General features: G+C 68.3%; 10 protein-coding genes. 4 read left to right on the top strand and 6 right to left on the bottom strand.

Annotation, left to right across the window (positions count from 1 at the left end; translation table 11 throughout):
- Positions 1-18 precede the first annotated feature (18 nt).
- Genes H4F99_RS03885 through H4F99_RS03875 form a run of 3 tightly spaced genes read right to left on the bottom strand, consistent with a single transcriptional unit; the run spans position 19 to position 7,757 of the window.
- On the bottom strand, positions 19-3,108 hold the full coding sequence (locus tag H4F99_RS03885; protein WP_182668400.1) for an efflux RND transporter permease subunit: 3,090 nt from the start codon (positions 3,106-3,108) through the stop codon (positions 19-21).
- Positions 3,105-6,566, bottom strand: coding sequence for an efflux RND transporter permease subunit (locus H4F99_RS03880; protein ID WP_182668488.1), 3,462 nt, complete (start codon positions 6,564-6,566; stop codon positions 3,105-3,107). Before H4F99_RS03880 ends, H4F99_RS03885 begins: the two co-directional genes overlap by 4 nt.
- A 45-nt stretch (positions 6,567-6,611) precedes the next feature.
- The gene (locus H4F99_RS03875) at positions 6,612-7,757 is read right to left on the bottom strand and encodes an efflux RND transporter periplasmic adaptor subunit (RefSeq protein WP_182668399.1); all 1,146 of its coding nucleotides are present in this window, start codon (positions 7,755-7,757) and stop codon (positions 6,612-6,614) included.
- 427 nt (positions 7,758-8,184) lie between these two features.
- Between H4F99_RS03875 and H4F99_RS03870 the strand changes: the two genes are divergently transcribed.
- Both H4F99_RS03870 and H4F99_RS03865 read left to right on the top strand, forming a co-directional pair.
- Positions 8,185-8,595 (top strand): c-type cytochrome, encoded by a 411-nt coding sequence (locus H4F99_RS03870; RefSeq protein ID WP_182668487.1) that lies wholly within the window; start codon positions 8,185-8,187, stop codon positions 8,593-8,595.
- Positions 8,596-8,615: 20 nt separating this feature from the next.
- On the top strand, positions 8,616-9,059 hold the full coding sequence (locus H4F99_RS03865; RefSeq protein WP_425487989.1) for a c-type cytochrome: 444 nt from the start codon (positions 8,616-8,618) through the stop codon (positions 9,057-9,059).
- 94 nt (positions 9,060-9,153) lie between these two features.
- On the opposite strand, the gene H4F99_RS03860 is transcribed toward H4F99_RS03865, so the two are convergent.
- Positions 9,154-11,001 carry a hypothetical protein gene (locus tag H4F99_RS03860; protein WP_182668397.1) on the bottom strand — a complete coding sequence of 616 codons (1,848 nt, stop codon included), beginning with the start codon at positions 10,999-11,001 and terminating at the stop codon, positions 9,154-9,156.
- Positions 11,002-11,013: 12 nt separating this feature from the next.
- Positions 11,014-11,610, bottom strand: coding sequence for an NfuA family Fe-S biogenesis protein (locus H4F99_RS03855; RefSeq protein WP_182668396.1), 597 nt, complete (start codon positions 11,608-11,610; stop codon positions 11,014-11,016).
- Positions 11,611-11,710: 100 nt separating this feature from the next.
- Between H4F99_RS03855 and H4F99_RS03850 the strand changes: the two genes are divergently transcribed.
- Positions 11,711-12,052: a 4a-hydroxytetrahydrobiopterin dehydratase gene (locus H4F99_RS03850; RefSeq protein WP_182668395.1), complete on the top strand. Its 342-nt coding sequence runs from the start codon at positions 11,711-11,713 to the stop codon at positions 12,050-12,052.
- An 18-nt stretch (positions 12,053-12,070) separates the two neighbouring features.
- The gene (locus H4F99_RS03845; RefSeq protein ID WP_182668394.1) at positions 12,071-12,478 is read left to right on the top strand and encodes an energy transducer TonB; all 408 of its coding nucleotides are present in this window, start codon (positions 12,071-12,073) and stop codon (positions 12,476-12,478) included.
- Between the two features lie 6 nt (positions 12,479-12,484).
- On the opposite strand, the gene H4F99_RS03840 is transcribed toward H4F99_RS03845, so the two are convergent.
- A complete protein-coding gene (locus tag H4F99_RS03840; RefSeq protein ID WP_182668393.1) occupies positions 12,485-13,444 on the bottom strand; it encodes an RluA family pseudouridine synthase in 960 nt (319 codons plus the stop codon).
- Between the last annotated feature and the right edge of the window lie 313 nt (positions 13,445-13,757).

The raw sequence follows: 13,757 nt of genomic DNA, 5'->3' as shown, positions 1-13,757 counted from the left end.
TGGTCGCCAAGGTGCGCCCTACTCCACGTGCAGCGCCGCTACCGAGGCAGCCTCGCCCCCGGCCTTCGTTCCACGCGCACGGCGGATGATGCGCACGACCCCATTGCGGGCATCGTCGAGCATCGCGTAGATCGTCGGAAGGAACAGCAGGCTGACCACCGTCGAGAACGCCAGCCCTCCCGCCACCGCCCGCGCCATCGGCGAGTATTCGGCGCCGCCCAGGACCACCGTGTCGCTCAGTGAGATCGGGATCATCGCCAGGATAGCGGTGCCCATCGTCATCATGATCGGACGCAGTCGCTCCCGGCTGCCTTCAACCAGCGCATCCGTACGTGACAGGCCGCGTCGTCGCAGGTTGTTGATGTGCTCGACCATCACGATGCCGTTGTTCACCACCACGCCCATCAGCACCAGGATGCCGATGAAGGCCATGATGCTGAACGCGGTACCGGTGATCCAGAACAGCCAGAACACCCCGAAGATGGAGAACACCACGCAACTCATGATGGCCGCCGGGAACAGCAGCGACTCGAACACCGCGGCCATCACCACGTAGATCATCACCAGCGCCAGCAGGGTGTTGAACACCATCTGGCCCACCGCTTCGTCCTCGCGCTGGAAGGCGCTGCCGTCGAAGGAATAGGTGTAGCCGGGCGGAAACGCGACCGTCTTCAGCGTCGCCTCGAGCGCCTTGCGGGCATCCGGGGTGGTCGTCTCTCCCGCCAGGTTGGCCGCGATGGTCACCGTGGTCTGCCGGTTGAAGCGGCTGATATGGTTCGCCGCGGGCACGACGTTGACGTCCACCATCGCCAGCAGCGGCACCGAGCGACCGTCCGCGGCACGGACCATGAAGCTTTCCATGTCCTCCACGCCATAGGTTTCCGCCCCGGCGAAGCGCACCCACACGGGCACTTCCGTCTGCCCACGACGGTACTCGCGCAGCTGCGCACCGCGCAGGGCCAGTCCCACCCAGCTGGACACCTCCTGCACCGAGAATCCGAACGAAGCGGCGCGCTCCCGGTCGACGGTGACGATCAGTTCATTGTTGGTGTCGCCCGCGTCTAGCCTGACATCGCGAAGCTCGGCGCGCTGCGACAGGATCGGCACGATGTCGCGCGCCAGCTCCATCAGCACCTGCGTGGAATCGCCCACCAGCTGCACCTGGATGCCTTCGTTGCCGCCATCACGGTTGCCCTGGCCGCGGATGCCCACTTCCATCCGGGCCGACTTCGGCAGCTCCTTGCTGATGGTCTCGGTCAACGGCTTGATGTCGCCGACGTCGTCCTCGAAGGTGACCATGGTCGCGGCGTCACCCCCTTCGCTGTACCACGAGTAGATCTGCTTGATCTCGAGGCGTTCGCGGTTGGCCTCGAGGTACTTCTCGATGCGCAGCACTTCGTCGGAAATCTGTTCCTTGGTGTAACTGCCGTTCCACTGGAAGTAGATCTGCGCTTCCTTGCCGCCCCCACCGCCGAACATGTCGAACTTGGTGAACTTCATCGGCACGATGCTCAGCGCGATGATCAGCACGATGCCGGTCACGCTCCAGCCGCGGTGCTCCAGTGTCCAGCGCAGGAGCTTCGCGTAGCGGTTCTGCAGGCGCCGGATCAGGCCCTTCTCGTTCTCCACCGCGGGCGGCGTCTTCATGCGCGCCGAGAGCATCGGGATCAGGCTGACCGCCACCAGCCAGGACGCCAACAGCGACACCGAGATGGTGATCGCGATCTGCGCCATGAAGATGCTGATGTTGTTGGTGTCGCCGAGCAGGTTCGGGAGGAACACGATGCAGTGCGACAGCGTACCCGCGGACAACGCGATCGCTACGTTGCGGGTGCCGACGATGGAGGCCCGGACGGGATCGCCCGGCATGCGCTCGCGCTCCTGGTAGATGCTCTCGACCACCACCACCGCGTTGTCGACCAGCATGCCCACCGCCAGCAGCAGGCCCATCAGGGTCAGCACGTTCAGGGTCACGCCGAAGAAATGCATGAAACCGAGCGTCATCACGAAGCAGATCGGGATCGCCAGCGTGACCATCAGCGTCGACGGCCAGTGGCGAAGGAAGAAGAACAACACCGCGATCGACAGCACGAGGCCGACCGCGCCCGCTTCGGCCAGCTCGATGAGCGAGTCGGTCACCTCCTCGCCCTGGTTCTGGATGATCTTCAGCTCGATGCCCGACAACTCGGGCGACTGGCGGATCTCCTCGACCGTGGCCAGCACCTGCTTGGATGTCTCCACCAGGTTCGCGTTGCGCTCCTTGAAGATGTCCAGGCCCACGGCGGCGCGTCCATCGAGGCGTCGCCCGTAATCCATGCGCTGCGGCTTGAGGCGCACTTCGGCGATGTCCGACAGGCGCAGGCCGCTCTCGTCGAGCACCAGGTTGCGCAGTTCGTCGAGGCTGCGGATCTCGCCGATCGGCTGCACCCGCAGCCGCAGCGAGGCATCCTCGATCTCGCCCGCCGACACCGAGAAGTTCACCTGGGCCAGGCGCGCGTTGAGGTCGTTGAGGTTGACGCCGTGCGCGGTGAGGCGCTCGGGATCGATCGCCACTTCCACCTCGTTGGGTGGGGCACCGCTCACCTCCACGCGCGCCACGCCCGGCACGCGCTCGATCCGCCGCTTCATCTCGCGGTCGATCAGGTCGTACGCCCCGGTCAGGTCGGTGTCGGCGGCCAGCCGGACGCGCAGGAAGGCTTCGTCGCTGGTCGAGAACTTGTGGACGAAATAGCGCTGGAAGTCGTCAGGAAGATCGTCGCGGATCGCGTCGATGCGTTCTCGCGCCTCCGACGCGGTGATCGCGATGTCCTTGTCCCAATCGGTGAACTCCATGAAGACATACGCGCCGTTGGCATCGGCGCCTCCGCCCATCCGCTTGACCCCACTCAGCGTCGCCAGCGACTCCTCCACCGGACGCAGCACGCTCTGCTCGACTTCCTCCGGCGTCGAGCCCTGGTAGGGCAACTGCACGAACAGGAAGGGCGCCGACACGTCCGGCAAGGCCTCGAGCGGCAGCCGCACGGCGGCGATCAGGCCGATGACGAACATCGACACGAACAGCATCACCGTGGTGACGGGACGCTTGAGGCTGAGCTCGGCGACGCTCATGCAGGCTGCTCCCCGCCTTCGTCGGCCGCCACCACGCCCCTTGACTGGCGGGCACGCCGGCCACGCTCCAGGTACCAGGCGTCGCTGCGACGGTCGAGCCGGTCATAGACGACCGGGATCACCACCAGGGTCAGCAAGGTCGACACCAGCAGGCCGCCGATGACGGTGATGGCCATGGGCGAGCGCACCTCGGCACCCGCGCCGAAGGCCAGCGCCAGCGGCAGGAAGCCGAACAGCGTGCACAACGAGGTCATGATGATCGGCCGCAGGCGCGAACGCGCGCCTTCCACCAGCGCCTCGCGCTTGGACTCGCCGGCTTCGCGGAGCTGGTTCACCTTGTCGATCAGGATGATCGCGTTCTTGGTGACCAGGCCGACCAGCAGGATCAGGCCGATGAACACCACCACCGAGACCGAGTTCCCCGTGATCAGCAGCGCGAGGATCGCGCCAACCAGCGCCAGCGGGATGGTGAACAGGATGACGAAGGGATGCAGCAGCGACTCGAACTGGGACGCCATCACCAGATAGACCAGGAAGATGGCCAACCCGAAGGCGAACAGCAGCGAACCCACCGATTCGGCCAGTTCCTCACCCTGTCCACCGATATGCATGCGGATGCCCGCGGCCAGCGGCCGCGCGTCGACCATCTGCTGCACTTCCTCGACCGCGGCGGCGAGGTCGATGTCACGCAGGTTGGCCGCGACGATCGCCACGCGTACCTGGTCGGCCCGGTGGATCTCGCTCGGCCCGGTCGTCGAGACCACGTCGGCCACCGCCTCAAGCGTCACCGGCCGGTTGCTGCCCGGGTTGACGATCAGCCGGCGGATGTCCTCGACGGACGCCCGGTCGGACTCCTGCGCACGCACCAGGACATCGATCTTCCGGTCGCGGAAGCTGTAGCGCGTCGCCACTTCGCCGCGCACCTTGCGGACCACCACGTCGGCGATCTGCCGGGTCGTCAGGCCGAGTGCACCCGCGCGCTCCTGGTCGAAGCGGATCTGGATCTCCGGAAAGCCCTGCTCCACCGTCGAGGTGACGTCCGCGTAGTGCGGGTTGCCGCGCAGCATGTCGGCCATCTGCCGGCCTGCCTGCTCGATGGTCTCGAGGTCTTCGCCACGCAGCTCGATCTCCAGCGGGGTCGAGAAGCTGAAGAGCTCGGGACGGCTGAAGTCGACCTGTGCACCCGGATGGGCGGTCATGGTCTCGCGCAGGCGCTCGGTCTCCTCGGCCTCGATCCGCTCGCTGCCGCCGTCGGTCATGACGATGCTGAGCTTGCCGATGTTCTCGCCACTCTCGGTCGGACTGGCATCGAGCCGGGTACCGCTGCCGCTGACGCCGAAGATCGCGTGGATCCCGGGATCGGCGGCGTGCTTGCGCTGGATCTCCTGCACGATGCGGTCGGTATCGCGCAAGGGCGTGCCGGGCGGCAGCTTGACGGTCATCTCGAACCGGTCCTGCGCCAGCTGCGGGATCAGGTCCGCGCCCAGCATCGGCACCAGCGCCAGCGTGCCGAGGAAGGCCAGCGCGGCCACGGCCAACACCCGCCCCGGGCGCTCGAGCGCACCCGGCAGCAATTTCATGTAACCCCGCTCCGCCGAGGCGTACGGCTTCATGGCCAGGTCGCTGGCCTTGCGCATCACCGGGCCGACCACGGCGGCGACCAGCCGCCAGGCGCGGACGAACGCCCAGGCCATCCCGAACAGCACGCCCCGTACCGAGGCGCCGATGCCGCGCCCGGTCGCCGCGATCGGCTTCTGCAGGCGGGACTCGGGCGTCCAGCGCGGATGCGCAGGTTCTTCCGGGAATGCCATCGGCGCGCGGCCCTTCAGCGAGCTGAGCATCGGGATCAGGGTCATCGACACGACCAGCGAGATGCCGATCGCCAGCGACACGGTCAGCGCCTGGTCGCGGAACAGCTGGCCGGCGATGCCTTCGACGAACACCAGCGGCAGGAACACCGCGATCGTGGTGAGGGTGGAGGCCACCACGGCCATGCTCACTTCGCGGGTGCCGGTGATCGCCGCCTCGAGGATCCCCAGCCCACGCTCCCGCGCCTTGGCGATCGATTCCAACACCACGATCGAGTCGTCCACCACCAGCCCCGTGGCCAGCGCCAGTCCGCCGAGCGACATGACGTTGAGGCTCAGGTCCAATTGGCCCATGAAGAAGAACGTGGTGATGATCGAGACCGGCAGCGACAGCGCGATCACGAAGGTGCTCCAGCCATCGCGCAGGAACAGGAAGATCACCAGCACCGCCAGCAGGCCACCCACCACTGCGTCGAACTTCACGTCCGAGATGGCGCTGCGGATGAACTGTGACTGGTCGTCGATGACCGTCAGTTCGAATTCGGGCGGCATCGACGACTGGATCTCGCGGAGGCGTGCCTGCACCGCGTCGGCGGTCGCCACGGTGTTCGCGTCGCCTTCCTTGTAGATCGCCAGTTCCACGGCTTCCTTGCCGCCCAACCGGATGATGGCCTCGCGCTCCTTGTAACCCTGGCGGACCTCCGCCACGTCACGCAGGCGCACCGGCATGCCACCCGCCACGGCGCTGGAGCTCCCCGACGACGCGCTCTGCACCGAGGCCGCGGCCGCCATCGCACTGGCATCGCCGGTCGCGGCCGCCACGCGGGCCATCTGCTCGGCCGCGTTGGCCGCATCGCCGCCACCGGCCGCCTGGGTGGTCACGAGCATCTCGCGGATCTCGTCGACGCTGGCGAACTGGTTCACCGTGCGCACGAGGTAACGCTGCGAACCCTCCTCCAGCCGACCGCCGGAGACGTTGACGTTCTCCTGCTGCAAGCGGTTGATCACCGTGTCGATCGGCATGTTGAGCTGGGCGAGCTTCTGCTGGTCGATGTCGACCTGGATCTCATCCTCCAGGCCGCCTCCGACCTTGACCGCCGCCACGCCCCCGACCGGTTCAAGCTTCTTCTTCAGGTCCTCGTCGGCGAAACGGCGCATCACCGTCAGCTGCCGGACCGAATCGCCTTCCGACTTCGCGCTCAGCGCGAGGCGCATGACCGGCTCGGTGGACGGGTTGAAGCGAAGCAGTACCGGCTGCTCGGCCTCCTGCGGCAACTGGAGCACGTCGATCTTGTCGCGTACGTCCAGCATCGCCTGGTCCATGTCGGTCCCCCAGGCGAACTCGAGCACCACGTCGCTCTGCCCGGTCCGCGACACCGACTTGAGCTTCCGCAATCCCTTGACCACGCCCACCGCCTCTTCGACCGGCTCGGTGATCAGCGTTTCGATCTCGACCGGCGCGGCGCCGGTGTACTCGGTGCGCACCGTCAGCGTGGGAAAGCTGAGGTCGGGCAGCAGGTTGACCTTCAGGTTGCCCAGCGAGATCAGGCCGAACAGCAGCAGGCTGATCGTGAACATCCAGACCGTCACGCGACGACGGGTGGAGAACTCGACCAAGTTGAAACCCTGCGGTTCGTCGGCACGATGCATGGGCGCGTCGCTCTTGTGGGGTTCGCTCACGGGAGGCTCCGGCGCTTACTGCTGGGTCTGGGCGTCGTCGTTCCCGTCGCTGCTCGCCACCGTCGTCGGCGGGGCATCGGGATCGATCACCTGCACGGCGGTCTCGTCGCGCAGCGCGGCCTTGCCCGCGATCACCACCGCATCGCCCGCGTCCACGCCGTCGCGCACTTCCGCCCACTCGCCGTCGATGTAACCCAGCTCGACCGCCACGCGATGCGCCTTGCCCTCGCGCACGACGAACAGCGCGGGCTCGCTGTCGCTTTCGAGCAGGGCCACGCGCGGCACGACCAGGGCATCCGCACGCTGGTCGTAATCGATGCTGATGCGCCCGAACATGCCCGGCTGCAGGATCTCCTGCGCATCGAACGCGCAGATCACGCGGAACGTGCCGCTGCCCGCGTCCACCACCGGGGCGACGCGATCGACCGTACCCTCGAAGGCACGTCCCGGCAGCGCGTCCACGTGCATCCGGACCGGCAGGCCGGGCTTCAGGGTGGCGAGTTCGCGTTCGGGCACGTTGAGGGTGGCCTCGAGCCGGGAGATGTCGACGATGCGCAGGATCGGCGTGTTGATCTGCACGAAGTTGCCCGGCTTGATCGAACGCGATGCCACCACGCCGGAGATCGGCGCGGTCACGTTGGTATAGGACAGCTCCAGGTTGGCGAGGCGGTTGGCCGCGCGGGCATTCTCGAGGTCGTACTTGAGCTGGTCGGTTTCGTTGGCACTGATCAGCTGCTGCGCGGACAGCTGGCGCGCGCGCTCGTAATTGTTCTGCAGCTTGGTCATCTGCGCGGCCGTCTGCGCCGCCTGCAGGCGCGCACGGTCGGCGTCCAGCCGGACCAGCTGCTGGCCGGCGCGGACCACGTCGCCCTCCTCGACCAGCACGTCGAGCGCCACGCCCGATGTCTTGGCGATGACCTGCGACTCGGCAAGGGCCTCCAGCGCCGCGGTGCCGGTATAGCTGGCGGCCACGGGTCGATGGGTCGCCTCGGCGACCTCGACCGGAACGGCCTCCGCGGCCTTGTCCTGGCCCTCCTTGGCGGCCGCCTCGCCGTTGCCGCCCTTGCAGGCCGCGAGGGCGAGACAGGCAGCACCGAGCACGGCGAGCGCGCGGAGGCGATGGGGAGCGGCGAGACCCGGGGCGGGGGCACGGTGGCGCATGGGGGACGTCCTGAAATGGGGAGAATGGCCGGCAACCATGCCGGTGTTGTACATAGGTATATCACTATTCATGCAAATCACATCGGTCGAAGGTCATGGTGTCCCCCGGCCGGCGCCGGGGCGACGCGCAGCGCGGACACGCTCCCGGGGCGGGCGGGCCCCGTCCCTCACGATTCGGATGCAGTGACGCGGCGGAGCGTTGCATCCGGCCCGGCCCGCGTCGCGTGCCAGAAGACGGGGGTGGCGGACCCGACCCCACCCGCCCGCCTGTTCATTCGACCGATGGGCGCTAAACAGGTGGGCGCTTCGCAGGCTATACTTCCGGAATTGCGTGCGGCCGGGCGCCGCTGTCGGGGCATCGACAGGGTCCCAGGCTCGGCCAGCCAGCCATTCCAGCCAGCCATTCCAGATTGCGGACATAGACATGATGCGACCGCTGACGATCGCCGCCAGCCTTGCCCTTACCACTGCCCTGGCCCTGGGCGCAGCGCGTGCCCAGGACGAAGCCGCGGACACCACGCCCGCCCCGGCGCCCGAGCCCGCAGCACCCGCGGCCGCCGCCCCCACCGCTCCCACGGCCGCCTTGCAGGGCGATGCCGAGCAGGGCCGCATGCTTACCTACACCTGCCAGGGATGCCACGGCATCACCGGCTACAAGAATGCGTACCCGAGCTATCGGGTGCCGAAGGTCGGCGGCCAGTCGGCCGAGTACCTGGCCAATGCGCTGCACGAATACCAGAAGGGCACGCGCCACCATCCGACCATGCAGGCCCAGGCGGAGAGCTTCTCCGACCAGGATATCGCCGACATCGCGGCCTTCCTGTCCAGCATCAAGTGAGCACGCAGACGACCATGACGATCAAGAACCACGCCATCGCCCCTGCACTCATCGCCCTGCTGGCGGCCCTGGCGCTTGCCGCCTGTTCGGGCGGCGGCGAAGGCCACGGCGAGGACGCCGGGCACGAGGCTCCAGCCCATACGTCTTCTTCGGCCGGCCTGCCGAATGGCAACGTGGGTGCAGGCGAAACCCTCGCCAGCACCAAGGGCGAGGCCACCGGCCAGTCCTGCGTGGACTGCCACGGCTCGGAGGGCAATGCACCGATCGACGCCACCTACCCGAAGCTGGGCGGGCAGTACGCCGACTACCTCGGGCATGCCCTGCAGGCTTACCGCAGCGGCGATCGCGACCATGCACTGATGTCATCGCAGGCCAAGGGCCTGACGGACCAGCAGATTGCCGACCTGGCCGCTTACTTCGCCTCGCGCGAAAGCCAGTTGCGGGACCTGCACAACGTGCATTGATCCATCCACGCATCGCCAAGGATTGACCCGGAACCCGCGCCCTGCGCGGGTTTTTGTTTGCAGCGCGCCGCGGATCGCGTCAAAAAGGCCGACGTCAGTCCCAGGTATCGTCCACGGGCTCCGGCAGGCTGCCATTGTCGTCCTGCAACTCGGGCTTGAACGGAATGTCCGGTGGCGGTCGCGCGATGGCGGGCTGTTCATTGAGGTTGGGATCGCTGATCCCGCACCCGCCACCGAGCGCCAGCAGGGACACGGCGCACCGGATCGACTTGGTGGTCCCCGGTATGGGAATCGACACCTCCTGGATGCCCCGCCGCACCCACTCCTGGAGCAGGGTCTCGTTGGGCCGCCAGTAACGATCGAACAGCGTGGGCTCGTAGCCGACCGGGGGCCGCTTGAGCCAGGTCCCGGCGCGGTCGAGATCCGCGATTTCCTCGGTGTATGTCCCCGGTGGCAGGCCCGGAGAGGCGGAGCCGGGGGCATCGGGCAAGCGGATGCTTCCGTCGGGATTGTAGAGTCCAGTGGCATCGGTGCGCCCACGCTGGCCGCCCTCCACCTCGCGATCGGACGCACCGAAGTCGTCGGCCTGCCGTGGATCCGGCCAGCCGCCGGCCGCCGGCGCGGCGGCGGGACCGCCCGTTGTCGCACGCGCGGAAGGCACACCGTCGGCGGAGGACGCGGCGGCGCGCCCCTCCGACGGATCCTGGCGTCCCGCGAGCGTGTCGGTCGCAGGGGTGGCGGGGTCGGCGTTCGAGGCGGACGGTGTCGGTACGGCTCGCTCACGTACCGACGTCGTATCGGAGCGATCCGAGAGGCTCGGAGCGGCAGCGCTCGGGGTTTCACGCATCTGCAGCGAGGGGCGTGAAACGGGGACCGGGACACTGCGTTCCGGGACCGTTGCCGTGGATGGCGCCAACGGCGGGACGTCTGCCGGTGTCGGCACCGGCATGTCCAGCGACGGCCTGCGAACCGGAGCGGCGACGTCGCGCCTCTCGACCTCGGATGGCCGCACTGCAAGATCGGGTGCGTTCGCGGAGTCGCGCGGCGTGAACTCGAGGGACCGCTGCTGCGGCGGTGCCTCCGGGACCACCGGGACATCGCGGCGCTGCACGGCCGGCGCATCGGCCGTCAGCTCCGGCGCCGCGGTGGCTGTTTCGAGGACGGGATTGGGCGGCGGCAGGAACACCATGCCGGTATCGGGCGCGGGCTCGCTCACCGTCACCGGCTGCGGGGTGGGCGCAGGCTGCGGCGGTTCTGGCGTCGGCACGTCACGCTCATCCACCTGCAGGGGTGGCGGCGGCAACGCCGGTAGCTGCGCGGTTGCAACAGGCACCTCGGGCAACGCGGGCATGGGGGGTGGCACTGTTGCCGTTTCCGTAGCCGAATCCGGCGCGGGAGGCATCGCGGCATCCGGTACCGGCGACGGCGCGGCGGCATCGGGAACGGTCGGCTGGGCGTCCGGCCGTGGTTGCGCATCCGGCCCTCCACCCGGCTCCGAGGGCGTCCCCCGGCCAATGAATTCGACCTGGACCACGCTTTCCTCGCCCTCCCGTGCCGGTGGCAGGCGAGGCGGCGCGAACAGCAGGTAAAGCAGGCTGAGGGCGAACACCAGGTTGAGCAGGAACGAACCGCCCGCCGCCAGCCCGCGCAGGCCACGGTCATCGCGCGGTTCGTCGCTCCACTCCTGCCGCAACACCGCCGTGAAGGCCTGCCATCGCGTCAGGTCGGTGGATCGCCCCGGCAGCGGCCGTCGCGGGGGGCGGGACAACAACTCGTCGACGAGTGCCTGTGCAGGGGCCCCCTGCACGTCGCCCGGCCGGGCGGCCATCTCGTCCAGCCAGCGCCGCCAGCCGGCGGGGAATTCCCCTGGCGGGTGCGAGCGACGCTGGGCCAGGCGCAGCTTGCGCTGCACCGCTTCGATGAGCTCAGCGGCCGAATACATGCCGCCGGCGACTCAAGCCGCCGGATCGCGGCTGATGTACGGCGCCATGCCGCTGGCGTGGTCGGTCGCATCGCGCACCGCGGTCACGCCCGGGACCTTGGTCATCAAGGTCTTCTCGATGCCCTGCTTGAGCGTCACGTCGGCCATGCCGCAGCCATGGCAGCCTCCTCCGAAACGCAGGTACACCTCGCCTTCCGCGGTAATGGAATCGACGGCGACATGCCCCCGGTGCTGCGCCAGCTGCGGGTTGATCTCGTGTTCGACGAGCCAGTTCACCTGTTCGACCAGCGATGCGTCCGCGCCAGGCGCTTCGCCCTTGATGCGCGGTGCGCGGATCTGCAGCTGCCCCCCGGTCGCGCGTGCTTCATAGTCGATCTGCGCGCCATCCAGGAACTTCACGCTCGCGGCCTCGAGCCACAACGTGAACCCTTCGCAATCGACCGCCCACTCGTCGCCGAGCAGGTCGCCGGGCTCGGCGAACTCCAGCCGCACGTCGGCCCCGGGCGTGCCCGGCCGGACGGCAGAGAGCCGGACACCGAGTCCCGGGAGGGCCTCGCGTTCGATCAGCTTGCGGAAATGCGCCTGTGCGGATTCGGAAATCTGGATCATGGGGCTATTCTACGGGTTGCACGCGACCCCGTGCCCGCTCCGCTCCATACCGGCCGCCATCGCCGTTCAGCCGCTGGCATCGTCACGCAAGGAATCCGCCATGAACGACCTGATCCCCCTCTCCCAGGCCCATTGCACGCCACGGCGCGGGAGCGAACACAAGCTCAGCGAAGCCCGGGTGCGCGAGCTGATGCCGCAACTCAACGGCTGGTCACTGGTGGAGGATGGCCACGCGCTCAGCCGCACGTTCGGGTTCGAGGACTACTACCGCACGATGGCCTTCGTAAACGCGCTCGCGCAGGTCGCGCATCGCGAAGACCACCACCCCGACCTGGGCGTGCACTACGACCGCTGCGTGGTGCGCTTTTCCACGCATGACGTGGGCGGGTTGAGCGAAAACGACTTCATCTGCGCGGCCAAGGCCGACGCACTGGCCGACTGACACACCATGGAGGATGCCATGCGACGTTTCGCACGCCTTGCACTCGTCCCGGCCTTGGCGAGCCTGGCCGCCTGCCAGCCTGCGTCGCCGCCGAGCGCGGTGCCCGCCCCTACGGAAGCGATGGCCCGCCACACGCCCGCGGCCGATTATCCGGTCGAGCTGGCATGCGCCGACATCGGCGGCACGGTGACGATGAAAGTGGTGATCGGACCTGCGGGCGGCGTGACCGACGTGCAGGTCACCGGGAGCAGCGGCGTGCCTGAACTCGACGCCGCCGCCCAGGAAGGCGTGCGCGCATGGGAGTTCACCCCGGCCACGCGCAACGGGCAGCCGATCGCCCAGACCATCCAGGTACCGATGACCTTCAACCCCACCCCGGAATCAGAGCTCTGCGACACGGCCCAGGGCGACCCCAACCGCCTGTGAAGCGCGTCAGCCGAGGCAATCCAGCACCGCGGCCAGTTCGGGTGCCAGCGGCGCATTGAGCAGATAGGGCGTGCGCCCGCCGTCCAGCGCGAATTCCAGCGTCGATGCATGCAGGAACATGCGCTTCAGGCCGACCTGGTCCCGGAGTCGCTGGTTGATGGCCGCGTCGCCGTACTTGGGATCGCCCGCGACGGGGTGGCCGATGTGCTGGGCGTGGACCCGGATCTGGTGGGTACGTCCGGTTTCGATTCGCACTTCACAGTAGGACTGGCCGGCGCGGCGCTCGATCACCTTGAAGTGGCTCAGCGAAGGCTTGCCGTCCGGGTGGACCTGGACATGCCGTTCGCCGCCCTGCCGCAATCCGATGTGCAGGGCCGCGTCCACGCTCATCGTCCCGTCCGGCATCCTGCCGGCGAGCAGCGCCAGGTAGCGCTTGGCGATACCGCCCTCCTCCCGCATCAGGGCCTGCAGTTCGGTCAGGGCCGAACGCTTCTTGGCCAGCACCAGCAGGCCCGACGTGTCGCGGTCGAGCCGGTGGACCAGTTCCAGCGACTGCCCGGGCCGGAGCGCACGCATCGTTTCGATGGCCCCATGGCTGATCCCGCTGCCGCCATGGCTGGCCACGCCCGCCGGCTTGCTGATCGCCAGCAGGCGCGCATCCTCGAACACGATCGCCGCCTCCATCGCCGCCAGGAAGCCTTTGGGCGGCGGCGCCGCATCGCCCGGCTCGGCCACGCGCACCGGGGGGATCCGCACCTCGTCGCCGCCATCCAGCTTGCGGTCAGCCTTGGCACGACCCCCGTTCACCCGCACCTGGCCGGAGCGGACGATCTTGTAAATCAACGACTTGGGCACCCCTTTCAACTGTCCAGCGAGGAAGTTGTCGAGACGTTGGCCCGCCCGGTCGTCCGGGACGCGCACGATTCGGGCGCCGAGGCGCTTTTCTGGAGTTTCCTGGGGAGTCATTCCGGGGGGCTTATCTGATACACTCGCGAGGCGAGCTAAGGTTTTGATTTCGCAGGAAGTCGACCCGTACGCCGGCGCCCTCTAGCGGCCCGGCCAGCACGGAGCGGCACAGGGCCAAAAGCCCGGCCTGCGGATCCGTCCGCGTCTGACCCCTGTCCTCGGGACAGCCATGTTAGCAACAGCGGCCGGCGGAACCTGACCTCGCGCGGCGGGTCAAACCGCCAATGATGAACAAGCCACCGCTGGCGAACCGGTCCTGCCGGAGCGCCGACGGTCCCCTGCCCCCGGGTGCTCGCAGCCGGGGGTTTCAACT

Origin of the sequence: Marilutibacter penaei (assembly GCF_014145395.1) — a bacterium.
Lineage (GTDB): Bacteria > Pseudomonadota > Gammaproteobacteria > Xanthomonadales > Xanthomonadaceae > Marilutibacter > Marilutibacter penaei.
This window is presented reverse-complemented; position numbering and strand designations above follow the sequence as displayed.